General features: G+C 69.4%; 24 protein-coding genes, 5 pseudogenes and 1 riboswitch. Of the genes and pseudogenes, 18 read left to right on the forward strand and 11 right to left on the reverse strand.

The features are described from left to right. Positions 1–26 precede the first annotated feature (26 nt). Positions 27–683: a response regulator gene (locus tag JNO44_RS04245; protein WP_073447538.1), complete on the forward strand. Its 657-nt coding sequence runs from the start codon at positions 27–29 to the stop codon at positions 681–683. Positions 684–1057: 374 nt separating this feature from the next. Here the strand turns inward: JNO44_RS04245 and JNO44_RS04250 are convergent, their stop codons facing one another. Next, on the reverse strand, positions 1058–1987 hold the full coding sequence (locus tag JNO44_RS04250) for an NADP-dependent oxidoreductase (protein ID WP_205361516.1): 930 nt from the start codon (positions 1985–1987) through the stop codon (positions 1058–1060). Positions 1988–2061: 74 nt separating this feature from the next. On the opposite strand from JNO44_RS04250, the gene JNO44_RS04255 reads away from it, so the two are divergent. Next, positions 2062–2220 (forward strand): hypothetical protein, encoded by a 159-nt coding sequence (locus JNO44_RS04255; protein WP_205361518.1) that lies wholly within the window; start codon positions 2062–2064, stop codon positions 2218–2220. Here JNO44_RS04255 and JNO44_RS44745 read toward each other — a convergent pair. Next, positions 2198–2383, reverse strand: a pseudogene (locus JNO44_RS44745) (IS630 family transposase); the annotation flags it as partial. The gene JNO44_RS04255 and the pseudogene JNO44_RS44745 overlap by 23 nt on opposite strands. Positions 2384–2578: 195 nt before the next feature. Next, a pseudogene (locus JNO44_RS04260) lies at positions 2579–2765 on the reverse strand (ISNCY family transposase); the annotation flags it as partial. Between the two features lie 152 nt (positions 2766–2917). After that, positions 2918–3091: riboswitch (M-box (ykoK) riboswitch) on the forward strand. Positions 3092–3397: 306 nt separating this feature from the next. Here JNO44_RS04260 and JNO44_RS04265 point away from each other — a divergent pair. The 5 genes from JNO44_RS04265 (at position 3398) to JNO44_RS04285 (ending at position 7119) form a co-directional block, all read left to right on the forward strand. Then, positions 3398–5041, forward strand: a complete 1644-nt coding sequence (locus tag JNO44_RS04265) for an NRAMP family divalent metal transporter (RefSeq protein ID WP_205361520.1) — start codon at positions 3398–3400, stop codon at positions 5039–5041. Between the two features lie 102 nt (positions 5042–5143). Beyond that, positions 5144–5485 carry a hypothetical protein gene (locus JNO44_RS04270; RefSeq protein ID WP_240167408.1) on the forward strand — a complete coding sequence of 114 codons (342 nt, stop codon included), beginning with the start codon at positions 5144–5146 and terminating at the stop codon, positions 5483–5485. A 115-nt stretch (positions 5486–5600) separates the two neighbouring features. Next, positions 5601–5861: a hypothetical protein gene (locus JNO44_RS04275; RefSeq protein WP_205361523.1), complete on the forward strand. Its 261-nt coding sequence runs from the start codon at positions 5601–5603 to the stop codon at positions 5859–5861. Positions 5862–6216: 355 nt separating this feature from the next. Beyond that, entirely contained in the window at positions 6217–6534 is a 318-nt protein-coding gene (locus tag JNO44_RS04280) for a winged helix-turn-helix domain-containing protein (protein WP_240167409.1), read from the forward strand. A 417-nt stretch (positions 6535–6951) separates the two neighbouring features. After that, entirely contained in the window at positions 6952–7119 is a 168-nt protein-coding gene (locus tag JNO44_RS04285; RefSeq protein ID WP_205361524.1) for a hypothetical protein, read from the forward strand. Positions 7120–7139: 20 nt separating this feature from the next. On the opposite strand, the gene JNO44_RS04290 is transcribed toward JNO44_RS04285, so the two are convergent. Further along, entirely contained in the window at positions 7140–8021 is an 882-nt protein-coding gene (locus JNO44_RS04290) for an SDR family oxidoreductase (RefSeq protein WP_205361526.1), read from the reverse strand. Between the two features lie 87 nt (positions 8022–8108). On the opposite strand from JNO44_RS04290, the gene JNO44_RS04295 reads away from it, so the two are divergent. Beyond that, entirely contained in the window at positions 8109–8687 is a 579-nt protein-coding gene (locus JNO44_RS04295) for a TetR/AcrR family transcriptional regulator (protein WP_205361529.1), read from the forward strand. Between the two features lie 59 nt (positions 8688–8746). On the opposite strand, the gene JNO44_RS04300 is transcribed toward JNO44_RS04295, so the two are convergent. After that, complete coding sequence (locus JNO44_RS04300; RefSeq protein ID WP_205361540.1) at positions 8747–9037, reverse strand: IS110 family transposase; 291 nt, start codon at positions 9035–9037, stop codon at positions 8747–8749. Between the two features lie 221 nt (positions 9038–9258). Between JNO44_RS04300 and JNO44_RS04305 the strand changes: the two genes are divergently transcribed. After that, the gene (locus JNO44_RS04305; protein ID WP_205361541.1) at positions 9259–10092 is read left to right on the forward strand and encodes an alpha/beta fold hydrolase; all 834 of its coding nucleotides are present in this window, start codon (positions 9259–9261) and stop codon (positions 10090–10092) included. A gap of 315 nt (positions 10093–10407) precedes the next feature. Next, positions 10408–11124 (forward strand): GntR family transcriptional regulator, encoded by a 717-nt coding sequence (locus JNO44_RS04310; RefSeq protein WP_205361542.1) that lies wholly within the window; start codon positions 10408–10410, stop codon positions 11122–11124. A gap of 625 nt (positions 11125–11749) precedes the next feature. Here the strand turns inward: JNO44_RS04310 and JNO44_RS04315 are convergent. Beyond that, positions 11750–12409, reverse strand: coding sequence for a transporter (locus JNO44_RS04315; RefSeq protein WP_240167935.1), 660 nt, complete (start codon positions 12407–12409; stop codon positions 11750–11752). Further along, positions 12312–12773, reverse strand: a complete 462-nt coding sequence (locus JNO44_RS45020; RefSeq protein ID WP_420882613.1) for a transposase — start codon at positions 12771–12773, stop codon at positions 12312–12314. The genes JNO44_RS04315 and JNO44_RS45020 overlap by 98 nt, the downstream gene beginning before the upstream one ends. A gap of 414 nt (positions 12774–13187) precedes the next feature. Here JNO44_RS45020 and JNO44_RS04325 point away from each other — a divergent pair, with 414 nt between their 5' ends. The 3 genes and pseudogenes from JNO44_RS04325 to JNO44_RS45025 all read left to right on the forward strand — a co-directional run. Continuing rightward, positions 13188–13406 (forward strand): VanZ family protein, encoded by a 219-nt coding sequence (locus tag JNO44_RS04325; protein WP_205361545.1) that lies wholly within the window; start codon positions 13188–13190, stop codon positions 13404–13406. 216 nt (positions 13407–13622) lie between these two features. Then, positions 13623–15350: a mycolysin gene (locus JNO44_RS04330; RefSeq protein WP_205361547.1), complete on the forward strand. Its 1728-nt coding sequence runs from the start codon at positions 13623–13625 to the stop codon at positions 15348–15350. A 202-nt stretch (positions 15351–15552) separates the two neighbouring features. After that, positions 15553–15714, forward strand: a pseudogene (locus JNO44_RS45025) (FAD-dependent monooxygenase); the annotation flags it as partial. 155 nt (positions 15715–15869) lie between these two features. On the opposite strand, the gene JNO44_RS04340 reads toward JNO44_RS45025, so the two are convergent. Beyond that, the gene (locus tag JNO44_RS04340) at positions 15870–17456 is read right to left on the reverse strand and encodes an FAD-dependent monooxygenase (RefSeq protein ID WP_205361549.1); all 1587 of its coding nucleotides are present in this window, start codon (positions 17454–17456) and stop codon (positions 15870–15872) included. A gap of 56 nt (positions 17457–17512) precedes the next feature. On the opposite strand from JNO44_RS04340, the gene JNO44_RS04345 reads away from it, so the two are divergent. From JNO44_RS04345 to JNO44_RS04360, 5 genes and pseudogenes are all read left to right on the forward strand, one after another. Then, positions 17513–18217, forward strand: a complete 705-nt coding sequence (locus tag JNO44_RS04345) for a TetR/AcrR family transcriptional regulator C-terminal domain-containing protein (protein ID WP_205361551.1) — start codon at positions 17513–17515, stop codon at positions 18215–18217. A gap of 37 nt (positions 18218–18254) precedes the next feature. Beyond that, positions 18255–18389 (forward strand): annotated as a pseudogene (locus JNO44_RS45030) (transposase); the annotation flags it as partial. Positions 18390–18533: 144 nt separating this feature from the next. Continuing rightward, positions 18534–18743: pseudogene (locus tag JNO44_RS45035) on the forward strand (IS5-like element ISMt1 family transposase); the annotation flags it as partial. A gap of 348 nt (positions 18744–19091) precedes the next feature. Next, positions 19092–20603, forward strand: coding sequence for a serine/threonine-protein kinase (locus JNO44_RS04355; RefSeq protein WP_205361555.1), 1512 nt, complete (start codon positions 19092–19094; stop codon positions 20601–20603). A gap of 877 nt (positions 20604–21480) precedes the next feature. After that, positions 21481–23508, forward strand: coding sequence for a HelD family protein (locus JNO44_RS04360; protein WP_205361557.1), 2028 nt, complete (start codon positions 21481–21483; stop codon positions 23506–23508). Positions 23509–23551: 43 nt separating this feature from the next. Here JNO44_RS04360 and JNO44_RS04365 read toward each other — a convergent pair whose 3' ends face one another. The 3 genes from JNO44_RS04365 to JNO44_RS04375 form a co-directional block, all read right to left on the reverse strand. Next, positions 23552–23815, reverse strand: a complete 264-nt coding sequence (locus JNO44_RS04365; protein WP_205361559.1) for a hypothetical protein — start codon at positions 23813–23815, stop codon at positions 23552–23554. Positions 23816–23914: 99 nt separating this feature from the next. Then, on the reverse strand, positions 23915–24139 hold the full coding sequence (locus JNO44_RS04370; protein WP_205361561.1) for a hypothetical protein: 225 nt from the start codon (positions 24137–24139) through the stop codon (positions 23915–23917). 36 nt (positions 24140–24175) lie between these two features. Then, the gene (locus JNO44_RS04375; RefSeq protein WP_205361563.1) at positions 24176–25036 is read right to left on the reverse strand and encodes a hypothetical protein; all 861 of its coding nucleotides are present in this window, start codon (positions 25034–25036) and stop codon (positions 24176–24178) included. Between the last annotated feature and the right edge of the window lie 380 nt (positions 25037–25416).

Raw genomic sequence — 25416 nt, forward strand, 5'->3', positions numbered from 1 at the left:
TGAAGCAAGGGATGGCACGGGGAGCAATGAACCACCACACAGTGCCCGATGACGCGGCCGCGGCCCACCCGATCCGGGTCCTCCTCGCGGACGACCACCCGGTCGTCCGCGAGGGCCTGTCCGCCATGCTGGAATCCGCCCCGGACATCACCGTCGCCGGACAGGCCGCATCCGGCGAGGAAGCGGTGACCCTGGCGGGGCGGTTGCGGCCCGACATCGTGCTGCTCGACCTGCGGATGGGCGGGATGGACGGCGTAGCGGCCACCGGGCACATCCTGCGCCAGGCGCCCGGCAGCAAGGTCGTCATCGTCACCACCTACGAAAGCGACACGGACATCCTGCGCGCCGTGGAGGAGGGCGCGGCCGGCTATCTCCTCAAGGGGAGTACCCGGGCAGAACTCATCGACGCCGTACGGGCGGCAGCCCGCGGCGAGACCGTGCTGACCCCGTCGCTCGCTCCCAAGCTGTTCCGGTCGCGGACGGTGGACACCCCACCGCTCTCCGACCGGGAAACCGAAGTGCTGCGACTGGTCGGCCAGGGCCTCACCAACGCGGCGATCGGCACCAAGCTGTTCATCGGCGAGGCCACCGTGAAGACGCACCTGCTGCGCGCCTATCGGAAACTGGACGTGACGGACCGGACCGCGGCCGTCGTGACGGCCCTGGAACGCGGCCTGATCTGATCAGTCCCCCTGGATGCTGTTGGTGATCTTCACTGGGGGGTGACGGCAGTGGCCTTCCGAGCACGTGGGGCGGCGGCGTCTGCCGTGCTGATCTGGAGGTTCGGCTCGTGGGAGGGGTGATTCGATGTCTATGGGCTCGGGGGCGGGACGGGTGATCCCGTCGCTGACAGCGCCGGCCCCGGGCGTGAGGCGGCTCCCGTTCCGTGCGGAACGGAAGCCGGGCCGTACACACTTGCTCCTGCTCGCGCCTCTCGACGGGGCGCTACGCGGTTGGCCGAGCTTCCTGATGCCTACGCACATCAGGCCGTCTGACGTGCGGATTCCATGACGCACGGGTCTCCGCGGGGCGTGCTCACGCGAGGCCCACGACGGGATCAGACGGTGAGGGCGAGCTTGCCCTGGAGGTGACCGCCGTCGAGCAGCCGGTGTGCGTCGGCGACTCGCTCGAACGGGAACGTCTCCTGCACGTGGACCCGGAGCCTGCCCTGTTCGACGAGTTCGACGAGACCTCGCAGGGCGACCGGATCGGGGTCGACCGCGATGCCGCTGAAACGCATGCCGGCCGCCTCGTACTTGGCGGCGAGTTCCGCATCGTCCTCGGCGACCGCCGTCACCAGGTGACCACCCGGGCGGAGCACTTCGAGGGAGCGCTCGACGGTATCGCCGCCGATCGTGTCGAGCACGACGTCGATGTCGCGGACCGCCTCGGTGAAGTCGACCGCCGTGTAGTCGATCACCTCGTCGGCGCCGAACCCCTCGACGAACTTCCGCTTGCTCCCGCTGGCGGTCGCGATGACGTACGCGCCAAGTGCTTTCGCGATCTGGATCGCGACGTGGCCGACCCCGCCACCACCGCCGTGGACCAGGACGCGGTCGCCCTCGGTCACGCCGCCGAGGTCGACGAGGCCCTGCCACGCCGTCAACCCCACGACCGGCAGCACCGACGCCTCGACGTGCGAGAGCGACGCCGGCTTGCGTGCCAGGTGCAACGCCGGCGCCGACACGACCTCGGCGTACGCACTCGCCGCCCGCGGGAACAGCGGCATCCCGAACACCTCGTCGCCGGGCCTGAACCGCCACGTCCCCGGCGCCTCCTCGACCACCCCGCTGATGTCCCAGCCGAGGATGAACGGCGGCCGGCCGATCAGCGGGAACTCACCGGCGCGCAGGCGCGCCTCCAGCGGGTTCAGCCCGATCGCCTTGACGCGGACCAGAACCTCGGTCGGGAGGGGCTGAGGCTCGGGCGCGTTCACGATGGTGAGCACCTCGGGACCGCCGAGCGTCTGCTGGGTGATGACTCGCATGACTCTCCTGGCTGGGAAGGGGGAGAGAACCCAGACTAGGTTTCCGACAGGAACCAGCAGGTGCCTTTGGCTCCATGAGCGGTTTCGGTCCCGGCGATCCCTTTCTCGCCGGCTGTCCGGCGCGTCTGGCGGTCGAGCTCACCCCGCTCGGAGCGACGCTGATCGATCCGATCCACACGTTGACCGAGTGGGCGAGGGCGAACGGCAGCCCCGGCGTCGGTCCGCGCTGCTGAACGCCACCTCGGCGATCTTCGCCACGCCTCTGCCCTGTGCGGACAGCAGCACCATCTGAGCCCTTCGCTAGATCATCACCGACGCGGTGGCTCTCCGAATGATCCGTAACAGGCGTCCCCCTTCGTCATCATCGATCTCGCGCACCCACGCCCGTTCGGCCATCCCGGTCAGTGTCCGCCGCCGGGGCCTGAGCAGGTCGACGCCCAGCCGAATACCCACAGTCGGCCAAGAAGGCAGAGCCCACCGGGGGAGGCTGCTGAAGAAGGCCAAACCGGGAGCCAAGGGCCTGCTGCCCGTGAGGGACCGGAACAAGACGAGCAGCATCCGGGCCCGCTGACCGGCCGTCCTGTACCCGGTCAGCCGCAGCAGTGTCTCGCCCGGTACCAACGGGCGGCCCGTCCGCTCGACGAACACCGCTCGCCCGGGAGCGACGAATCACTCGTCTTCCAGGAAGGTATTGATCCTGGCCAGTTCAGCGGGCAGCTGCCGCGCTTGCTCCGGCAGTACCTCCCCAGATGCCCTGCACTGCCGCGACACGCCACATCGCAAGGCCGCGGAGGCGACGCGGGCGCCCACTCCGCCGCAGGGAGAAGCCGACCGGGGCCGGGAACATGTTCCGTCACGAGGTGTGTCAAGACTTCGCCAAGCAGTTGCGTGATCTCGCAACTATGCCGCTATGCTTCTGGAGGTTTGAAGAAGGCACCTCGTTCGGTGAGGCGTCTGTACGGACACAGGCCACTGACCCCACGACGTCGAGAGACGCCCAGGTTCAGGACAGGTCTCCCCGGCCTAAGGGGTGACCCCAAGTGGCTTCCCCCACAGGTGGAATACGCCGTGCAGTGCCAAAGCTCTGACGAGTTGGGGTGAACCAGTCATCGGGGCTGGTCCGCTCCTTGCCGCGTCGTCCAGCGCCCACGTGCGCTCCGGCCGGGAGGAGGCGAGAGACATGGACTGCAGCTGCAGTAGTCCGGGCCACAGTAGGCCCGTCATCCGGATTCGTATGTCTTTCTCGACCTCCGGTACGCGGTAACCACCTCTCCCGCGCGCACTCGCATCCTCGCCCCAGGCACCCGTACGGCCTTCGCCGTCCCGGGCCTCCGGGCTGCGCGCTCGCAGGGGGATGGCTGCCGCGCGCCCTCAACACCGCTCCCCAACGGGGGAATTGGGAGGCCCGCCATGACCAGCGTGATCAACGACAAGACCATTCCCGCACCGCGCAGCGCAGTCCTCGACGACGCGCACGTGGGCGACATCCGCGGTGCGCTCGGCACCATCAAGCACGACGACACCGGCGAGCGCCGGGGCCTGTCCGCCAAGCTCAAGACCCTGCTGGCGATCGTCGGCCCTGGCCTCATCGTGATGGTCGGCGACAACGACGCCGGCGCCTTCGCCACCTACGGCCAGGCCGGTCAGAACTACGGCACCCAGCTGCTGTGGACCCTGCTCCTGCTGATCCCCGTCCTGTACGTCAACCAGGAGATGGTGCTGCGCCTCGGCGCCGTCACCGGGGTCGGGCACGCGCGCCTGATCCTGGAGCGGTTCGGGAAGTTCTGGGGCGCGTTCTCCGTCATCGACCTGTTCCTGCTCAACGCGCTGACGCTGGTCACGGAGTTCATCGGCATCACCATGGCCGCGGACTATCTGGGGCTGCCGAAGACGGCTTCGGTGATCCTGGCCGCCGCCATCATCATCGCCTCCGCCTTCACCGGCTCCTTCCGCCGCTTCGAGCGGATCGCCGTCGCCCTGTGCGCCGCCTCGCTGCTCCTGGTCCCCCTCTACTTCATGCTCCACCCCAAGACGTCGCAGATGGCGCACGACTTCGTGACCCCGGTCATCCCCGGCGGCAGCGGCGAGCTGGCGACCGTGATGCTGCTGATCATCGGGATCGTGGGCACCACGGTGGCGCCCTGGCAGCTGTTCTTCCAGCAGTCGTACGTGATCGACAAGCGCATCACCCCGCGCTTCATGAAGTACGAGAAGGCCGACCTGTGGATCGGTATCGCGGTCGTGATCGTCGGCGCGGCCGCCCTGATGGGCCTGGTGGCGGCAGCGTTCGCCGGGACGAAGGGCTTCGGGAACTTCGACGACACGGCGGGCCTGATCACCGGCATCTCGGCCAAGGCCGGCAAGGTCGCCGGTGTCCTGTTCGCGATCGCCCTGCTGGATGCCTCGATCATCGGCGCGTTCGCGGTGTCGCTGTCCACCGCGTACGCGATCGGTGACGTGTTCGGGATGAAGCACTCCCTGCACCGAGGGGTCAAGGGCGCCAAGGGCTTCTACGCCGTCTACGCCGGCCTGGTCGCCGCGGCGGCCACGATCGTGCTGATCCCCGGCTCCCCGCTGGGCCTGCTCACCCAGGGCGTGCAGACCCTCGCCGGTGTCCTGCTGCCCTCCGCCTCCGTCTTCCTGCTGCTGCTCTGCAACGACAAGCAGGTCCTCGGACCGTGGGTGAACGGGCCCAAGACCAACGCCTTCACCGCGGCGGTCGTCGGTGTCCTGGTGTCGCTGTCGACCATCCTGACCGCCTCGGTGCTCTTCCCCGACATCAGCGCGGGCGCCATCCTCGACATCATGGCCGGCTGCGGCGTCGCCGGCGTACTGGCCGCCGGCTACGCCTTCACCCGCCAGCGCACCGCCACCAAGGAAGATCCCATCGACCGCACCGGCCGCGACAACTGGCGGATGCCGCCGCTGGAGACGCTGACCCGGCCGATCATGTCCACCGGCCGCAAGATCGGCATGGGCGCTCTGCGCACCTACCTGCTGATCGCGATGGTCCTGGTCGTCATCAAGATCGTCCAGGTCGCCCTGGGCAACTGACCCACGCACGTCGGCAGCTGACCACTCCCGTGCCGGGGTGGCGGCGGGACCTCCCCGCCCGCCGTCACCCCACCAACCCCTCACAGAGAAGGGAGGGCACCCATGCGCCTGCTCCCGCACCTCACCAAGCTCACCGCACCGGCCCGCCGACACCACCACACCACCGACCAACGTCCCAGCCCCAGCCCTAGCCCCACTGGTCACATCTGTCCACGTGTGCAGCTGGCCCTGCAGGACGGCACCGAGCGGGAGTACCTGCTCGACGGCCCCAGTACCTGCCCCCGCCCCCGCGGCCCGCGCGCCAGGTACGAACCGCGCGTGCACCTGGCCTACCTCCTCGCCCAGCAGGGCCACGACGCCCACTGGCTCGCCCGCTTCGCCGACCTGCCACTGCCCGCGGCCGAGCGCATCACCGAAGCCGCCGCCTCGGCCACCCGAGGCTGACACGGCCCGTAGCGCCACGCGGGTGCCGAAGCCCGCACACCACTGAATCGTTCACCCGCCCCGGCCACGCCTGTCCTACGCCGACAGCGCGCCGCCTTACGGAGGTGACTCCCGCATGTCCGTCTTCACCGCTGTCCACATCCGCCGCCCCTCCACCCACCGTTGGCACACCGGCCGCGCCGTACTCGGCTTTCTCTCCGCAGTGGTACGGCGCATCGCCGACAGCCCTCTCGACAGCACCGTTCTCCGCACACTCCCCGGCCAGGCATCCGCAGCCGGGGCCACCGGCCGGGAGCGGCCCACTCGACCGCACGCTCACTGGCGCACCGTCACCGGCCCCGATGGCCGACCCCACCTCGAAGCCACGTGGCACTAGCGGCTCCGCGAACGCCACATCCGTAGGAAACCGCGCAACTCTTCTCTGCCCCGGAGACGTCATGGCGCCCCTCCCCCCATCCAGCCCGCTCCTGTGGCAGGTGACCGCTTTCCGCCATGCCGCACCAGCACCGCACGTCGGCGCCGCCGCCGGAGCCCGACGCCCCCACCACGACTGTCGTCAACACACCGATCCGACAGGAGACGACATGGCGCTGCGCCACCGCACTGCTGACCGTGTCCACCACGACCGAGCGACCGCGCCCGCGCCGCGGGGGCGTGACATGGCCCGGCCCGTCCCGCAGTCACCGCACACACCCGCGGCCGCGGAGCTGCCCCGGGCTCCCGTGTACCGCGTGAACGGCCTCGTCGTCGACTGCGCGATCCGTCGCGCCTCCATCGATGGCCACCAACTCACCCTCACCTGTATGGAGTTCGAGCTGATCACCCATCTCGCCGCCCACCCCGACCGCGTCCACACTCGCCGCCGGCTGATGGAACTGGTCTGGCAGCAGGCGCCCATGGGCGACCTGCGCACCGTCGACGCCCACATCGCCCGCCTGCGTCGCAAACTCGGCCCCGACCACCGGTCGCTGATCCGCACCGTGCATCGGATCGGCTACGCGTTGAACCCGCAGCTGGTGCCCGCAAACCGCTCCGGGAACACCACCTGACCCCCTTCCCCTCCCACCGCTTCCCGACCGGAAGTGACTCACGAGGTACCCATGCGATTCCTGCCCCGCACGCAGGCGAAGAAGAGCGCGCCACCCACCACCCCGGCCCCGACTCCCGCCACGATCCATATCCACTGCGACCACCAGGCCGCGGCCAAGATACGCGCGCTGTGCGTGCTGGCCCTCGGCAGACCCAGCGCCCACCTTCAGGCCCTGCACGCCATCCGGCCTACCTACGAGCGACGGTCGCCCTGGACGGTCCGGATACCGGCCCCCTGGACCACCTCGTCGACCAACTCTCCCGCGTGCCGTACGTCCGCGATCTGCACTGGCACCAGTGCCGCACCCCGACACCCGACACCCAGGCACACCAGCAGGGAAGGGACGCGGCCGATGCACGCTGTCCGGGAGCCTGACGTGGTGCTCCTCCCCGTCCGCACGGCAACCGCGCCTTTCGCGGATGCCGAAGTCGGCGCCATGGTCGCCATGTTGAAGACGCTGGCCGGACCTATCCGGATCCAGCTGCTGCAGGCCCTGGCACTACAGGAACTCTCGGTCGGGGAGTTGTCGGCGCGCGCGTCGTAAGCGGGCCTCCCGGTCACCGGTCAGGGCTGAAGGTTCTCCAGGTCCTCCAGGAGGCTGGGGTACTTCGGCTCCCAGCCGAGGGTCTGCCGGGTATGGGCGCTGGACGAGGGCTGGTCGGTCGCGAAGATCGGACCGAGAGGGCCGTACGTCTGCGGCGGCACGGACTCGACCGGCAGGCCCAGCCGTCGGCCGATGACCGCGGCGATGTCCCGCACCCGGTCCCCCTCGTCGGCCACGGCGTGCCAGACGCTGCCGGCTTCCGCCTGTTCCAGGGCGAGCCGGAGGAGGACCGCCGCGTCGCGCGCGTGGACGGCCGGCCAGCGCTGTGTGCCGTCGCCCGGGTAGCCGGAGACCCCGGTCCGGCGTGCGATGCCGGTCAGCAGGCCGGCGAACCCACCAGTGCCCTGGTTGTGGACCGTGCGCGGCAGGCGTACGGCCGTACTCCGGACCCCGCGCGCGGCAAGGCCCAGGACCGCCGTGACGGCGCGGCCGCGACCGCCGACCGGTCCGTCGGTCGGCACCGGGTCGGCCTCGGTGGAGACACGGCCCGGGGCCTGGGGCGTGCCCGAGACGGTCACGAAGGGGCGGTTGCTGCCGATGAGTTCCTCGCCGAGGGCCGCGAGGGCGGCGCTCTCCTCAGTGACGTTCTTCGCGAGGGCCTCGGGGCTGCTGAAGTCGTTGCCGAACGCCAGGTGGACGACCCCGTCGGCCTGAGTGACGCCGCCCCGGAGGACGTCCAGATCGGCGAGGGCTCCCCGGAGCGGCTCGGCGCCGGCCGCCTCGGCGGCGAGCGCGGACGCGTCGGAACGGGCGAGCGCGAGGACGGTGTGGCCGTTGCCGAGCAGTTCGGCGACGACGGCTGACCCGATCAGACCGGTGGCACCGGTGACGAAGACACGCATGGAAATCCTCCCCCAAGTGATGGGACTCTTGTCCCGTCATACGGTACCAGGTGACGGGACAAGAGTCCCATCGCATATGCTGGCCCCATGGGTAGGTGGGAACCAGGCGCACGCGAACGCCTCGTCGTGGCCGCATGCGACCTGTTCACCGAGCAGGGGTACGACGCCACGACGGTCGCGCAGATCGCCGAGCGCGCCGGGGTCACCAAGAGCACCTTCTTCCGGCACTTCCCCGACAAGCGCGAACTGCTGGTGGCCGGACAGGAGACGCTGAGCCGACTGCTGACCGAAGGGATCGCCGAGGCCCCCGGCCGCGCCACCCCACTAGAGGCGGTCGCCGCCGGTCTTGAGCGCGCGTCGAGCGCGATGGGCCCCATGAACCGCGAGCTCGCCCCGCGCCTCAAGGCGGCCGTCGCCGCCAGCGCCGAGCTGCAAGAGCGTGACGCCCTCAAGACCGTCAGCCTCGCTGCCGCGATGACGGCCGCCCTGGTCGCCCGCGGCCTGCCCGACCCCACCGCGGCCCTCGCGAGCGAGCTGGGCGTCCTCGCCTTCAAGCGCGGGTTCGCCGAATGGTCCGAAGGCGACCGTGACGGCAAAGTCGAACTCGCCGGATACGTCCTGGCGGCCCTGGACGAACTGCGCGCAGCGAGCGCATCGCTGGGCTGATCGGACAGGTCCACCCGCCCATCAGCTTTGCCGCGTCGGCGCCGGGTGGCCTTGTTCGGCTAGTTGACCTCGATGACCGTGATGCCTTCGCTGTGCTGGTAGCGCGTCAGCGCCGCACCGTAGGAGCCGGTGCACTCGATGCCGGCCCGCCGCAGGCGACCGGAGGACCGCGCCCAAGCCAGGAGTTTCCGGTACCCGTTGCGAGTTGCGTGAAAGCTCCGGGTGTCCAGCCGGGCTCCCGTGACGGTGGCCACCGCGGCCACATGGGCATCCTTGTGGGTGGCCACCCCGAGCACAACGTCCTCGGACGGGGCAGCCGGATGGTGACGGGGACGGGTGGGTTGGGTCAAGCCGGGCACGGTCGCCCGCCTCCTGAACACCTCGGGAACACCGGTGGCCGACGCGGGGCCGGGTGAGGCGGTCAGGACTGTGACGGTGCCTGTCGCGAAGGCCCCCACCCCGATCTGAGATCTCAGTTTGCATTACAGAGATCTCGACTGCCTTAATGCTGACAGTGAGCCGCTGCCACGCGGCCGAAAATCTCCGTATGTGACCATCGAGGAGTTGAGTGATGACGATCTTCGAACCGATCACGGGCCGCTATGTCGCGGTCAACGGTGCACGCACCTACTTCGACGAGGCCGGCGAAGGCATCCCGATCGTGTGCATTCACCCTGGGGCCACCGACTCTCGGATCTACCGGCACCTTCTGCCGTTGCTCGCCGAACGCGGATATCGCGCGATCGCGCCCGATCTTCCCGGGCACTGCCGTTCCTACCCGGCACAGTGGCAGCCGGGGACTTCCATTCACGACCACGCCGAGTTCGTGCACGCGTTCGTGGGCACGGTGCTGCCTGGAATCTCGCCCTTTGTGCTCGGCGCCTCTGTCGGGGGCCTGGCGGCACTGGATCTTGCCGCTCACCACGGAGAGGGCTATCGAGGCGTCGTCGCGATGCAAGCAGCGTCGTGGACACCGCTGTCGGCCGAGGCTGCCGCGTTGCTGGCAGGTCGGACAAGCGCGCCCGATGCCGGCTGGACGGATCACCTCGAGTACGCGGCGGTGACCTCGGCCAGCAAGAAGCTGACAGCCGAGCAGCAAACCGAGCTGAGGTGGCTCCAACGCAGCACCTCCCAGCAGGCCGGTCAGTTCGACGGTCAGGCGTGGGCTTCCCATGATCTGCGCGGCCGGCTCGGCGAGGTGCGGTGCCCGGTCCTGCTCGTGCAGGGCACCGACGATTTCTTCGTGCAGGATGAGCTGGTTGACGACACGGTCGCCGAGATGGGCTCGGCGGCGCAGCTGCTGAGGGTGCCTGACATCGGGCATTACCCACCGCTTGAGAATCCGGAGTGGGTTGCGCAGGTCGCAGACACTTTTGTGAAGCAGTTGACGGCAACGGCGGACTGATCGTTTGCCCTGGCCCCCTGTTTCGCCACCCTCAGGCCGACGGGTTCGATTGCACCCGCGCGAGGTCCGGCGAGGCGAATGCCGACGGAAGGGGCCAGGCAAGACCGGACGGCGGTGGCAAACGCCACGAGGCGCAGCCGACAGCCGGCCGCGAAGACGATCACGACCGGCGTCTGGCGGGCCACCTTTACGGCGTCGGCCGCCACCCGCGGCACATGGTCTCCCCGGACGAACGCCTACCGCATCCAGCGCCTGCAGCCGCGCGCTAAGATCCAAGAACTTCCAGCTGGGATACCACATCCCTAGGATGGGTGCGTGAAGTATCTGCCCGCCATCCTCAGCACGGACCACCCCAGCCTGAGCGCCACCGAGCGCGCATATCTCGAAATCAAGCGGCGGATCATCGAGCTTGACCTGGCCCCCGGCGCCCGTGTCACCAAGACGGATCTGACACGGTTGACCGACGCCGGCGCCATGCCGGTGAGAGAAGCTCTGACCCGGCTGCAGCGCGACGGGCTGGTCGATGCGCTCCCCCGCTCGGGATACCGGATCCTGCCTGTGACCTTGAAGGGGGCACGCGATCTGTGCGCCTTCCGCCGGCTTCTGGAGACGGAGACCGCCACCCTCGCGGCAGAGCGCGGCTGCCCGCAGAATGATCTCGCCCGCATGGAAGAACTCCTCGGCCAGTCCTACGAGCCAGGCGATACAGAGAGCATCGAGGCGTTCCTCCGCGCCACTTTGGAGTTCGATGCGATCATCGCCGACAACTGCGGCAACGACAGGCTGGCCCGGTCGGTCATCCAGGTCTTCGACGAGCTGGAACGAGTTCTGCGGATCGCCTTGGGATCGCTTCCGTTCTCGGACTCAGCCGCGCATCAACGACGCGCGGTCTGGGAAACGATCCGCGACCGCGATCCGGTCGCGGCCCGAGCCGCCATGGACAACCGCACGCGAACCTCTCAGCAGCAGATCATCGACGCGCTCACGGCCAGCCCGTCGATCGCCGAGGCGAGCATCACCATCTCCCGATGAGACGTCTCCGTTGACCGCGGCCCCCTTTCTACAGGGAGGGGATTCCTGGCTCAGGCCGCCTCCTGGACCGACTTCCCGAGTCCCCGCGGCTTCCGGTCCTCCCGGATCTCGAAGTCCACTGCAACTCCCTGCGGACGGGGCGTTGCAACGACCGCTTGAACTGAAGCCACGGGGCTGGGGACTCAGCAGGGATCAGGGGAACTCACGGGATGTCGCCCACAATGGCGGACGATCAGCATCAGATCAATCGTGGCGTGAAGCCGTCCAAGCAGACGGGCTCACACATCCAGCACCACTGGAGGGGCACGGCCGCCTGCGGGTCGACCCGCAGGACACCTCGAAGTGAGCTGACTCGATGTCAGCTAGGTCAGCAACGAGTCAGCAACGGTACGATCAAAACCGACCAGAGATGAGTGAAACTACAACCTGACATGAACCGGGGTTAACCCCTTGACCTGGCAAGATGCTAGTCACGAGGTCAACCCAAGCCCCAACTCAACCTGATTCGGGCGATCCCGCGCATCATGGGCAGTCCACCGCCACCAACTACCCCTCCGTCGTGAGGCCCCGGCAACGCAACACCAATCCCTCAAAGCACGCTCCCGCTCGACGCGACCGCCAGCCGTCATACCGCGGCGTAGCTGAGGCGGAACAGGTCCCGGGCGCGCACCAGGTCCCGCTCGGTGCGCAGTTGGACCTCCGGGTTGCCGGTGCCGTGGTGGCCGAGCCCGGTAACGTTCCGGGTGTAGCCGGGGATGAGGTCGACCGTCTTCGGGTTGGCCTTGAGGTAGACGAGCAGTTTGGTCTGCCGGGGCGGGATGGCACAGGCGGAGTCGCACAGCCGCTGGTAGGCGACGTACTGCTGGCGCTGCACCCGTGTGACGCCGTCCCCGACGCCGAGCAGCGCCTCGTCGACCGCCTGGACCGCCTCGGCCAGCTCCGCCAGCGCTCCACCCTGCTGCCGAACACCCCGCTGCCCGGCCGCGCTCCACGGGATCTGGCACGCGACCATCGCCCCCAGTCGTTCGCGGACCAAGGTGCGGAAGGCATCCCTGTGCGCCACGAGCCAGGACATGTAGGACAGGCCCTGGTTGATCACTCCGGAGTCAGTGCCCCGCTTGTGCTCCACGACGACCGGCGAACCGTTCTCGTCGATACCCAGCGAGTCGATGCGCCCACCGTCGCCGTCACAGCCAACGACGTACTCGCTCGCCAGAAAGCTCACGCCCAGCATCGTCTCCACGCAGAGATCCCGGCCACGAAGAACTCGTGAGATCCTGCCGATACGGACCCCACGGGCCGCCTACGTCCCACGAGTTCGAGACAGCCACTCGTCTCGCATACGCCCCAAACTCCAGGCGACTCTGGGGTGTTAACCGACCCGAGGCCGTGATCATCCGGCTCGACGGTGATACCGCCGGGCAGCTCTTTCTGCAGCTCCCCTTTTCCCTCGCCCCTGCGGCGTGCTGGTGGGCCCGGCACGCGGTGGAGTCGATGTTGAGGTCCCAGGTGATGAGCTCGCTGGCGTCGGCCTGGGCCTGCAGTTCGGCGAAGATCCGCTGCCAGGTGCCGTCCCGCTGCCAGCGGCGAAACAGGTCGTACACCCGGGCCCAGGGTCCGTACCGCTCCTGCACGTCCCGCCACGGCACGCCGGCGCGGGTGCGGAAACCGTATGCCGTCGATCAGCTACCGCCTGGTCCATATCAGGGGCCGCCCCGGCTTCTTACCCCTGGGCAACAGCGGCTCCAGGCGAGCACTGCGCATCCGTCAGTTCTCCACGTGCCACAGATCAAGATCGCTGGACCGCCAGACGTCGCTGGGCCTGGCGATCCCGCTGTTGTTGCGGTGAAGGGGGTATGGCTAGCTCCGTCGTAGACGGAGATCCGTGTGTCACCAATGTCCGGCAGTTTCATACCTAGGGCGCACGCGCAAGCGGGATGCCCCCCGAGCCGATGGCCGGGTGCAATCCGTGAACGGTCGCTCAACCGCCGAGGTCGCGCTCGCCGCGGTCGACGTTGGAGCGGAGACCCTTCAGACATGCCCCAATCCAGTACAGCGGGCTGTTGGGCCTCTACGAGCGCCCGTACCGCCTCTTCGCCTTCGACGACCTCATCGTCAACACGACAGGCACCGGACTCGGCTGGGTCCTCACCGGGCCGCTCGCTCGCGTCCTTCCCCATCGCGATGCCTTGAACGACCGCGCGCTCGACCAACTCACCGCCGGCAAGACCCCCTTCGCCCGCCGTCTCGTCGCACTGCCGCTGGGCACGGTTCGCATCTGATCCACCTTTTCCGCATTGAGCGATGACATGCGCAGGCCATAGGTATATGGTTTCGGCCACTGTTACCCAGGGTGTTGCTTTGGCCCGCGATCGATCTGGTGGTTGATCGCTGCAGTGTCCCGGGGTGCAGTGCCCTACCCCCCTCACAGCTCTGCCCGCGTGCACCGGACCAGGTCGTGCCAGACCGGGCTCGTGCGCGCCGCAGAAAGGCATGCCATGTCCCGAATACGGGTCACGAGACCCGCCGCTCTGACCGCGCTGGCAGGCGTAGGCGCCTGTCTGGCAATCATCGTCGTGCCGTCCGCGTTCGCGGGCACGACCACCCCGGCCGGCGGCACCTGCACGATCCGCCCCGCGGAGAAGGACTCCGAGGCGCCGCTCAGCTGCCTCGGCGTCACCGCTTCTCTCGACCACCTGCCTGCTGTCGGCGAGCAGGCCACCCTCACCGTGGACGTCCAGGCGCAGGCCGACGTCCAGCACGCTGGACTGTCCGTCCAACTGCCGCCCGCACTACGGATGATCGGCGGGGAGTCCGGCCTCGCCGCACCCACGACGGACACCTTCGGCCAGCGCACCAGCAAGACGTTCGCCCTCACCCCCGGCACCCGCATCGTCCAGCTCAAGGTCAAGGCCGTCGCCCCCGGACCCGCCCAGATCCAGGCGGACATCAGCGACATCGACCGTCCCGACCCGCGTCGTGCCGGGCACGACTCGGTGGAACTCACCGTCGGCACGTCCAAGGGCTCCTCCGACAAGGGCATCTCGGTCACCAAGGCCGACGCGTCCCCGGTCCACCGCCCCGGGGTCGGCACCCGTCCGGCCCGCCCGGTTACGCCCAAGGCCCCTGCTCCTTCCCGTGCCCATGCCTCGGCTGCCTCGATCGCTTCGGCCCCGGCCTCCCCGCGCGTCACCGCCGCAGCCGCCGCCCAGGTCTGTGTCAGCGGCACCTTCCGCAACCGCTTCCAGTCCGCCGAGGGCGGCAGTTGGAACGGCAAGGCCAACCGGGACGAGCCGATCAGCAACGCCAACATCACCCTGTGGGGCAAGCCGACCCCCAACAGCGGTACGCAGAAGCTCGCCACGGGGATGACCGGCAACGGCGACGGCAAGTTCAACCTCTGCTACACCCCGAGCGCCTCCGTCACCCCCCAGGCATGGGTGGAGTTCCAGACGCAGGCCGGCCAGATGTGGTCGGTGGTCGACGCCAACGGCGGTCTCTACTCCACCGCCACGTACTCGCTGAACAACATCTCGGGCACCACCAACCTGGGCAACGTGTACGCCAACGACGGGCAGAGCCGCGCCTGGCACGCCCTCGACACCCTCAACAAGCTGTGGTGGAACCGCGGTTCCACGACCAACTGCTGGGCAAGCAGCCAACAGGACGGCCACTGCACGCCCATCACCGTCCAGTGGTACCCCGGCTCCACCGACGGCACGTACTGGAGCACCGGCGAGGACAAGATCCACCTCGCGGACAACGATCCCGACTCCGAGCACACCACCGCCCACGAGGCGGGCCACGCCCTCATGGGCAAGCTCTACCACGGCTGGTGGCCGAACGTGAGCAACTGCTCGCCCCACTACGTCAACCGCACCTCCTCCACCAGCTGCGGCTGGACCGAGGGCTTCGCCAACGCGGTGGCGTTCCACACCTTCAACGACACCACGTACTACTGGGGCAACGGCAGCTCCATGAACCTCGCCAATGACCGCTCCACGACCGGCATCGACCCAGGCGACGCCTGCGAGGCCCGCGTCGCCACCGCGCTGGTCGACCTGTGGTCCCAGGTCGACGGCGGCTGGATGAGGAGCAACACCATGATGACCAAGACCTGGCAGTCCAGCTTCCGCGAGTACTTCGTCAACGACCGGCCCGACTACGGCCTGGACAGCGGCACGACGGCCCAGAACATCCTCTACAACCACACCATCCAGTACTGATACTGACTGTTGTCAGCTGCACAAACCCATGGACCGGGCCGGCAGTCGGCCCGGTCCATGCCTGGGCGTGCTTGATCTTCAGCACCGCGCCGATGAAGCCCTCGGCCGTTCGCGCGCCGGGCCGAGCACGAAGATTCAGCTATCCAGTGAGGGCGGGCTGCGGCCTCTTGCGCTGCTGGTCGAGTACGACGACGACACACCCATGACCGTCACCGAACTCCAGGACAGCGTTCGCCGCGTGCTCGGCGCGGACCTGCCCTTGGGAGAACCGATCCGGCTGTCGCGGTTCGCGTTCAAAGCCCGGCAGGCCGAGCGCTACCGGGACGGGCGGATCCTGCTGGCCGGCGACGCGGCGCACCTGTTCCCCGCCACCGGTGATGTAGCAATTCCTGCAAGTCCGCGGGCATCGGAACAGCAGCCGGGTCGTCGAACGGGAAGTGCACGCGTACTTCTCGAACTTCAAGGTCAGCACGACCAAGCTGCAGCTGCGACCGGGGCACCTCCGTCGAGGCGCCCCGGTCAGGCGCTCGGCACCGCGACCGGCCTGGCCAGCACCTGGTCCAGGACGTCGGCGAGGAACTGCGCCGGGTCCGGGACCGGTGCCGTGACCCGCATCGCGACGATCGCGTCCGGTCGCACGAGCAGGGCCCCGTCGTCGGACAGCCACGGCGCGCAGACCCGGTGTGCCGGTAGGCCGACGTCCGCCGCGGCGGCGAGCCACCGGTCGCCCGCGACGCCCACCAGCAAGGTCCACCGGGACGCGACCAGGTCGAGCGTGGAGACCCCGTCGACCCACGCGTGGGGCACCCGTGAACCCGGCGACCCGTCCAGTGCCACCGCCAGGTCCACCGTGGACGGCAGTTCCGGCTGCGGGTCGACGACTGCGGCCGAGTCGTACCGCTGGCCGAGGTGCACGACCTGCGCCGCCCACACCCCCGCCACCGCTCTGGCGGTGTCGGCCTCAGGTCCACGCCCCCAGTGCAGCTGCGGGTCGGCGAGCCTGCGCATCGCCTGGTCCAGCGTCGCCGCGGCGACCGGCTCGCGCTCCTGCGCGTAGGTGTCGAGCAGGCCGGCGCCCGCCTCTCCCTTGTGCACGGCGGCCAGTTTCCACGCCAGGTTGTGGGCGTCGGCGACGCCGGTGTTGAGGCCGAACGCGCCCAGGGGTGCCACGGTGTGCGCGGCATCGCCAACGAGGAACACGCGACCGACGGCGAAGCGGTCGGCCAGGGCGCTCCGGGGCCGCCAGGGGAGCGCGCTGCGCACCTCGACGTCGAGGCCGGGATCGCCGACCGCCGCCCGGACGACCGCGGCGCAGCGCTCGTGCGTGAAGTCCTCGGGGCGCTCGCCCCCGTCGACGTCGCAAGCGACGTGGAAGACCCAGTCCGTCTTGCCGTCCACGGTCACCAGCAGGCCGGGCGCCTCCGGTGTGGTGATGGTGCAGGTGCCGAAGGACATCCCCCGCAGGTGAGGTCGGAGGTCGGCGCGGAACAGGATGTTGATCATCGACTTGCCCAGGTCGCCCGCCCCGGAGGTGCCCACGCCGAGCGCGGTCCGCACGGCGCTGTGCGCGCCGTCCGCGGCCACCACGCGCGCGCAGCGCAACGAGTAGCGGCCATCGGGCCCCTCCAGCTCGACGTCGGCCCCGTCGGCGTCCTGCGTGATACCGACCAGGCGGGTCGACCAGCGCAGATCCGCTCCGCGGCGCGCCAGGTCGGCCGCCACCACTGCGTCGAGGCGGTCCTGCGCGCAGACGCCGCGCAGCCTGAACGGCGTCGTGTCCAGTTCAGCGGCGGACGGGGTCGGCATGGGCACGGTCGTGACGTCGCCTGCGCCCATCTCCACGACGGTCCGCGCGACCGCCTTGCCCGCGGCGCCCCGGAGGTCGACCGCGGCGGCGTCGACGGCGGCGTCGAGCCCGAGCTCGCGCAGGACCTCGACGGTGCGCGGCCCGATGCCGGTGGCGCGCGGGTGGACCGACGGCCCGGATCGGCGTTCGACGAGCACCGCGGGGACGCCGTGGTGGGCGAGCAGTGCCGCGGCGAGCAGCCCGACGCTGCCGCCTCCAACCACGAGCACCGGCACTTCTGGATACGCTGTTTCCGTCATGGCTACACCGTATCCAGAAGGTAGAATGCCGGTCAACGAGGAAAGGAACCACTCGCATGATCGAACCCGCTCCTTCGACGGTGTGGGCCAGGACTCGCCCCGAACCGCGTCGACGCGCGCCGGGGGTGGACCAGTACGTGGCCGCCGCGCTGGCCGTCGCCGACGCGGAGGGCTTGGCCGCGGTGTCGATGCGCCGGGTCGCAAGCGACCTCGGTTCCGGGACGGCCACCCTCTACCGCTACATCACCAACCGCGACGAACTGGTGGACCTGATGGTCGACGCGGCGCAGGGCGAGGACCCGCTCCCCGAGCCCACGCGGGACTGGCGCGCCGACCTGGCCGCGGTCGCGCACGCGCTGCGTGCGACCCTGCTGCGGCACCCGTGGTTGGCGGGTGAACTGGCGGGCAGGCCCTCGCTCGGCCCCAACTCGTTGCGGCGGTCGGAATCCGCGCTGCGCGCCGCCGTTGCGCTCACGCCCGACATCACCCTGGCCTCGCAGGCGCTCAGCGCCGTGCACGCGTACGTGCTGGGCTCGGTGGCCACCCAGCAGGCCGCTCGGCTCGCCGAGCAGCGCACCGGCCTGACCGAGGAGCAGTGGCAGCGCAGCGTCGGCCCCTACATCAACGAGGTCCTCGCGGCGGGCGAGCACCCGATGCTCGCCCGCCGCGTCCTCGAAGCCGAGGAAGTCGACCCCGACGCCGAGTTCGCGTTCGGCCTGGACTGCGTGCTCGACGGCCTCGCTGCCCGATTGAGTCGCTGACCGGTCGGAACACGTACCTCTTGGCGAAGCCGACTGGGAGTTGGTCGAGCCGCATTTGCCGTTGGGCGAGCGCGGGCCGATCCCCGACCTGCGCCGGCATTTCCATGCGGTGATGTGGCGGTTCAGGACGGGGAGTCCGTGGCGGGACATCCCCGAGCGGTACGGACCCTGATCGACCGTCTACGGTCGGTTCCCGATCGGGATCGCCGCCGGGACCTTCCAGACGCAGAGGAAAAGGGCACTTCACGAAAGAGGCGAAACGCCCTGGCGGTCTCACCGGCAGCCGACACCGCAGCCCCTGAGCGGAAGGAACGCCGCCACCATCCCGGAGGAAGCCGACCAAGCCGCCCATCGAAAGAAGAAGGGCGGCAAGGGCGGCCGTCCCATCTCCCATGACACGGCCCTGTACCGCGAACGCAACACCGTGGAACGTGCCATCAACGAGACCAAAGGGTGGCGGGGCCTCGCCGGCCTTCACCTACCTGGCGCGGTCATCTGGCTGTGCAGCCTCCAACCCACCTCGTGATCTGTACTTGGAACAGGTCCCAGCCCGCCACCCTTTTCGCCGGTCTGCTTGATCTGCTTGCACCCCTGCGCGCCCAGGACGAGCGCAACGGGGTCAGCGACCGGGCCCGCAAAGGGGATGACGTTCGCGGTGGCGGCGTTCCCCTGCCCCGCAGCCCCAGTTCCCGGGCCAACAAGGCAACCCGCTCCGGTAGTTGTCCCAGGCGCCCTGCGAGCTCTCCGGTGTGCTGGGATGTCGTGTCGCAGCCTGGGAAATCTGCTGGCATGGCCATGTAATCAACACCGGCTAAGGTGCTCCCGCAATATGTTCAGGCGCGCTCCGGCGTGCGGAGAAGGCAAAGGTCTCACAGTGTCCGATCTGGGGCGGCTCATAGCCGGCCGCTACCGACTGGTAGAGCGTGTGGGCCGCGGTGGCATGGGCACGGTGTGGCGGGCCGAGGACGAACTGCTCGGCCGGCACGTCGCCGTCAAGAAGCTGCACGTACAGCCGCACCTGCACGACGACGAGGTCCAGAAGCTCTACGAGCGCACCCGCCGGGAGGCCCGCAGCGCCGCCCGGATCACCCACCCCCATGTGATCGTCGTGCACGACGTCGTCGAGGACGACGGCCTCCCTTGCATCGTCATGGAATACGTTCCCTCGGTCACGCTGGGCGACGTCCTGAAGCAGAAGGGCGCACTGCCCCCCGAGGAGGTCGCCCGCATCGGCCGCAGCGTGGCCGCCGCGCTGCGCGCCGCACATGACGCCGGGGTGCTGCACCGGGACGTCAAGCCCGCCAACGTGCTGCTCGGGAACGACGGACGCATCGTCCTCACCGACTTCGGCATCGCCGTGGAGTCCGGCACACCGTCCCTCACCAGAACCGGTGAGCTGGTCGGGTCGATCCAGTACCTCGCGCCGGAACGCCTCCGGAGCGGAATCGCCGAACCCGGCCCCGCCTGCGACCTGTGGTCCCTGGGAGCGACGCTGTACCAGGCGGTTGAAGGCCGCCACCCGTTCCAACGCGACACCCCGATCGAGACGGCGTACGCCATCGCCGCCGACACCTACGAACCCCCGCGCAGCGCGGGGGACCTGGCCCCGGTGATCGAGGGGCTGCTGGTGAAGGAACCCGACCGGCGCATGGACGCACACGAGGCCGAACGCCGCCTCAGCGACGCGACCACTACACGGACCGTGCCTGTCCATGCGCCCAGCCGACCGGAACGTGCGACAGCGCCCGGAGCTCCGGCAGGAGGCGGCAGGCGCAGCAGCCGTACGGCGTTGTGGTGTGCCTCCGCGGCGGTGGTCGCCGCCATCGTCACGGGCGGCGCACTGCTATGGCCCGCGGACGATTCCGCTTCGACAACCGGTCACCCGTCCCAGGCACACCCCGCCACCCGGCCCCCGAGCCCCAGTCCGTCCCCACCGCCCCCGCTGCCTGCCGGATACCACCTCCAGACAGCCGGCCAAGGCTTCTCCGTCCCCATAGCGGACGGTTGGAGGCCCAAGAACGTGCCCGGTGGCGAAGTTGCCTACGTGGACCCGTCCGGACGGGTGGGCCTGAGGGTCGACGTCGTCGAGTTCGCGGGGTCCGATCCGCTCCGACACTGGCACGAGACCGAAGAGGCCCAGACGCGTCGTGACAACCCGGGCTACGAGCGGGTGAGGATGGGCCCCACGACGTTCCGCGGACGGCCCGCGGGGTACTGGGAGTTCACCTTCAACGGCCAGCTACGGGAATACCGAGCGGTGGAGCTGGCCTTCGCCGGCGCCGACGGTACCCAGTACGTGGTCTACCTCTCCGCGCCGAACGCACAATGGAACCAGTACCGGCCGGTCTTCGACACCGCCGTCAAGGGAATTCGCCTTCGGGAATAGGCTCCCGCGTCCATGCACGGCGGCTATCGGCCACACGCTCACCCGGCCTCCTGCCCCCTCTTCTCCAAGACGTGCCCCAGTCGAGATATCGCCGATACCGCCCGCAGCGCACATATGCACACGTGGCGAAGCTGCAGGTAAGCGGCTTTTGTGCAGGCTCAAGGATTGCGACACACGCAACGTGATGCGCCATCGGAAATGGGTCAAGCGCCGACATCTGACAGCGGCGCCTTCCCCGCCTACCGATGCACTCAGGGCGCGGGAGGGCAACCGGGCCGCAGGCTGCTTGAGGCGTGAACGGGCGGTCAGGACGGCTGAGCCGACCTCGGTCCGGGCACGGACGGGCCTGCCGCCGGGCATCGCGGCGGTGAGCAGGGGGAGAGAGTTCACCGATCCGTTCTCTGGGTCGGCCGCGACCGACGGTGGCGTGGTGCTGCGGTCCTGAGATGGGGCCGTCGGCACGGGTCGGGCGGTGGTGGACCGGTCGAGGGTTAACCCATTCTGCGCTCGTCTTCTCGGTCGGGTCGCCAGACGAAGCGACCAGATGCCCCCTGGCAGCGAGCTCGATGGCGCCGGTCACCTAGCCGGATCTTCCCCCTTTTCCCGAGCACGGCAAAACATCGCCGGCATCCGAGGGCGGGCTCGCCCATAAGGCAGGTGAGCATCGTGAGCGCAATTAGCGATATACGGAAAGGTGGAATGCCTGCCATACGGTCAGCCGTCATGGATTCAGCCGTAGGGCCACAACTTCACCAAGTAAGTCAAGACTTACCTTCAGGGAACTTTGACCGTATGGTGTGGCTCGAATCGAAGGAGCCCCCTGGTGTCGAACATAAACGATCCGGCTGTGCGTGCGGTTGAATCGGAGCGGGATTATGTGTCCTCCTTGTATGAGTTGCTCACCGAGCGGCTTTCCGAGGCGCGAGTACACCGAGCGAGTGTGCTGAAGGCCCCGGCGGACAGCGCCGGTGAGGCGTACGAGAGAGAAATCGCCGCCGAGCGTCTGGCCAAGGAAATCGTTCGGCTGGAGGGCGCCGAAAAGGGGCTGGTCTTCGGACGCATCGACTGGACGGACGGCACGGCCCTGCGCATCGGGCGGATCGGACTGCAGACGGAAGAGGATGACCTGCCACTGCTCGTGGACTGGCGCGCGAACGCGGCGCGGCCCTTCTACGAGGCGACACCGGTCCACCCGATGGGCCTGCGGCGGCGCCGGCACCTGCGCCTGGAGGAGCGCACAGTCATCTCGGTGAGCGACGAACTGCTGGACGGGACCGCCCCGACCGACGAGGACGTCGTGGGGGACGGCCCGTTGTCGGAGGCTCTGTCGGCACGGCGTACGGGCAGGATGCACGCGGCCGTCGCGACGCTGCAGGCCGAGCAGGACGAGATCGTCCGCTCCGCCCACCGTGGGGTGACCGTGGTGCAGGGCGGGCCCGGCACCGGCAAGACGGTGGTCGCCCTGCACCGGGCGGCCTACGTCCTGTACGCGTTCCCGCGCGCCGCGGAGGAGGGTGTCCTGGTGGTGGGCCCGAACGCCCGGTTCCTCGACTACATCTCCCAGGTCCTTCCCTCGCTCGGAGAGAACGACGTCGTTCTGGCGACCTGCCGGGAACTGGCCGGAGTGTCCACGGACACGGTGGACCCGTTCGCCACGGCGCGTCTCAAGGGCGGCTCCGACCTCGCCGACGCCTTGGCCGGCCTGCTGCGCGTCCGCCAAGCCCCCGTCGGCGACTTCACCGTGCGGGTCGGACAGGAACTGGTTCACCTCTCCGGCGAGGAAGTAGCCACGGCACGCGACGCCGCAGTGGCAGCCGTCCTGGGGCACAACCCCGCGCGCCAGGTGTTCAAAGAGCTCTTGGTCGACGCCGTCACCGACGCGATGCAGCGAGACATGGGCGACGTCCTGGAGCAGATCGACGCCGATGCCGAAAGAATGACGGGCATCAACCTCGACCGGTTCACGGGAGCCGCCCAGCGCCGTGCCGAAGGTGCGGCCGACTCAGGTCCGGTCCACGAACTGGACCTGGACGCCATCCGAGCCGATCTCCTCGACGACGCCGGTGTCGACCGAGCGGTCGAGGTGTTGTGGCCGCGGCTGATACCCGGTGACCTCGTGAAGGCGCTCCTGACGAACGTCGGCGCTCTCGCCGAACGCCTGCCCCGCCTGACCGCGCAGGAGCGGTCCCTTCTGCTGCGCGGTCCGGACGACCCGTGGACCGATGCCGATGTGCCGTTGCTGGACGAGGCGGCGAGCCTGGTCGACGGGCCCCCAGAGCGGACGTACGGGCACGTCGTCGTCGACGAGGCGCAGGAACTGACCGCCATGCAGTGGCGGATGATCGTGCGCCGCTGCCCGTCAAGGGCGATGACGCTGGTGGGTGACTTCGCCCAGGCAGGCCCGGTCGCGACAGCACGCGACTGGAAGGAAGCACTGAGCCCCCACGTCGGACCGCGGTTCAAACTGCACAACCTGACCGTCAGCTACCGCACAACGCAGGAGATTCTGGAGAGCGTCCGGGACCTGCTCACGCAGATCGCTCCGGACCAGAAGCCCACACGGTCACTGCGAAGCGGTGAGAGCCCTCGCACCGTGACCACACCTCCGAACGGGTTGGTCACCGCCGTCGTTCAGGAACTCCGCGCCCAGAACACCGCACACCCGGGCGAGCTTCTGGGAGTGATCTGCGCGGACACCAGGGTGAACGAGCTGACGGCCCAGGGCATCGCCCGCCACGCACGCATCGTGCCGGCGTCCGAAGCACGCGGCCTAGAATTTGACGAGGTCATCGTCATGAACCCCGAGGAAATCATCACGACCCGCCCCGGTGGGGAAAGGGACTTGTACGTAGCCCTGACCCGGGCCACCAAGCGCCTCTGCACCATCACCGTCCGGCCCGCCTGACGGCTCGGCGCCCGCGTCGCCGCCGCGGGCGCACCCGGCGTGGTTACAGACACCGGCCCGCGCGCACGGGGCTGCTCGCCGCCTCACCGCTCCTGGCAGCACCCCGCCTCACGCGGCCTGCTCCACCTTGTTCGTCGCCGCCGTCACCCGCCGTCACCCGCCGGCGCAGCGGCCTGTCGGTCAGATAGCGCAGCAGCTGCACCCTGCTGAAGATGTCGCCGCCTTCGGTGCGCCGACGACGGGCCAACTCCTCGGTGTCGAGCAGGCGGTCGTCGACTGTCTCGGCAGGCGGTGCGGAGCAGAGCACATCCTCCGAGCATCGCTGGCGGTATGCCGAGGCCGGGAGGCGCCGCCGATGTCGCCCGAGGCCCTGAGGTCCTCGGGTGTGATTGCGGGGCTGACGGGTTCAGCAGAGGTTCTTGACGAGTTCGGCGGCGAACGGACTGTTCGGGTCGCTTCGGCACTGGTCGAGGGTGGTCTTTGCCAGGACCATGCGCAGGGCGCGCCATGACAGATCCGAGTAGGTGATGAACGGTTTGACCTCGTGTGGCTCTTGTTCCTGGACATAGGAGAAGACATCGACGCTGTTGGGTTCGACGGCTTCGCGGTGGTAGGGCTCGTAGCGGTCCATCGACAAGTCCGTGACCTGAGCCGCCGCATGACAGCCCTAGGCGATGGCCTGGCGCTTCCGTCGCCCGCGGCGTACGGCGACGGCGGCGAGCGCCGCGAGCGCGACGGCGGCGCCGCCCCCGATCAGCCAGGGCAGGCGGCTGTGCGGGACGGGTGGGCCGGCCACGGTCACCTGCCGGGTGGTGGTCTCCTGCCCGTGGTGGCTGACGACCGTCATCGGGTACCTGCCCGCCGGTATGTCGTCCCGTACGGCGATGCGCCCTCCATAAAGCGTGCTCCCGTCGTCGCACTTGCAGCCGGGGTCGTCCTCGCCTTCCCTGAGTGTCAACGGTCCGTCGAAGAGCGGGGACTTGACCGTCAGCGACGTCTCGCCCGCGGCGGGCTGCCGATCGGTCAGGACCACGATGACGTCGCTGCCCGGACGCACGGCGCTTCGGTCCCCGTCGCCCGGCAAAGGGCGCTTCGCGTCACCGATGACGAACCGGCCTATCATCGCCGACCCCTCGGCGACGACTGCTATCCGAGCGGTGGCGACGGTGCGGCCGTGGCTGGTCGCGGTAACGGGGTACGTGCCCGGCGCGATGTCACCGCGGATGCGGTGCCGGGTTCCCGGCGCGTCGGTCTGGACGAACTCAACGGACCCTTTTCCCAGCGGGGTGAGCGGAACAGGTTCGACGAGGGCCGGCGAGGTGACGGTCACCTCGTCCGTTCCGGCGGGCATCCCGGCGATGCCGAACACGACCGGCCCGTTCACCTCGACCCTGGCCCCGGGCACGGCGCCGGCATACGACAGGTGAGGATCTCCGGCCGCGGCTGCGCCCGGCGCCGCCGACAGGACGAGCGCACCGACCGCGGCCAGGAGCGGGGCCCACCGGCGCAGGGACGGGGGAGAGAACACGGCGGGCTCCTTGCGGGGTCGGGTCGCCAACTGGTGGTGACGGCGCGGCACGTGGCTCGTGCCGGTGGCGAACACGTTGACGCATGTCATCGTCGAGGACGTTCGACCGCCCACAAGGGTTGCCCGGCACGGCTCTGGTCGCCCTCCTGGGCGACCAGCATCTGGGACCGGTTCGACGGCATCGGATATCCGCGGCGAATGTGGCTCTGGCTTCGATCAACTCGTAGCGGAGGGTGGGCGTGCGGGCGGAGAAGGCGCCGGGCGTCACCTACGGCGTCTACCTCGGCCCACGCGAGGACCACGACGAAGACCTCGCCCCCTACGGCCCCACTTCGTCGGCGACCTCGACTTCTTCGGAGCATCCGGTGCGGATGCACACC

The organism is Streptomyces noursei (assembly GCF_016917755.1).
Taxonomy (GTDB): domain Bacteria; phylum Actinomycetota; class Actinomycetes; order Streptomycetales; family Streptomycetaceae; genus Streptomyces; species Streptomyces yunnanensis.

Coding starts and splice junctions, on each gene's coding strand:
- JNO44_RS04245 (WP_073447538.1), top strand. CDS start 27: ATGAACCACCACACAGTGCCCGATGACGCGGCCGCGGCCCACCCGATC.
- JNO44_RS04250 (WP_205361516.1), bottom strand. CDS start 1,987: ATGCGAGTCATCACCCAGCAGACGCTCGGCGGTCCCGAGGTGCTCACC.
- JNO44_RS04255 (WP_205361518.1), top strand. CDS start 2,062: ATGAGCGGTTTCGGTCCCGGCGATCCCTTTCTCGCCGGCTGTCCGGCG.
- JNO44_RS04265 (WP_205361520.1), top strand. CDS start 3,398: ATGACCAGCGTGATCAACGACAAGACCATTCCCGCACCGCGCAGCGCA.
- JNO44_RS04270 (WP_240167408.1), top strand. CDS start 5,144: ATGCGCCTGCTCCCGCACCTCACCAAGCTCACCGCACCGGCCCGCCGA.
- JNO44_RS04275 (WP_205361523.1), top strand. CDS start 5,601: ATGTCCGTCTTCACCGCTGTCCACATCCGCCGCCCCTCCACCCACCGT.
- JNO44_RS04290 (WP_205361526.1), bottom strand. CDS start 8,021: ATGCGTGTCTTCGTCACCGGTGCCACCGGTCTGATCGGGTCAGCCGTC.
- JNO44_RS04295 (WP_205361529.1), top strand. CDS start 8,109: ATGGGTAGGTGGGAACCAGGCGCACGCGAACGCCTCGTCGTGGCCGCA.
- JNO44_RS04305 (WP_205361541.1), top strand. CDS start 9,259: ATGACGATCTTCGAACCGATCACGGGCCGCTATGTCGCGGTCAACGGT.
- JNO44_RS04330 (WP_205361547.1), top strand. CDS start 13,623: ATGTCCCGAATACGGGTCACGAGACCCGCCGCTCTGACCGCGCTGGCA.
- JNO44_RS04340 (WP_205361549.1), bottom strand. CDS start 17,456: ATGACGGAAACAGCGTATCCAGAAGTGCCGGTGCTCGTGGTTGGAGGC.
- JNO44_RS04345 (WP_205361551.1), top strand. CDS start 17,513: ATGATCGAACCCGCTCCTTCGACGGTGTGGGCCAGGACTCGCCCCGAA.
- JNO44_RS04370 (WP_205361561.1), bottom strand. CDS start 24,139: ATGGACCGCTACGAGCCCTACCACCGCGAAGCCGTCGAACCCAACAGC.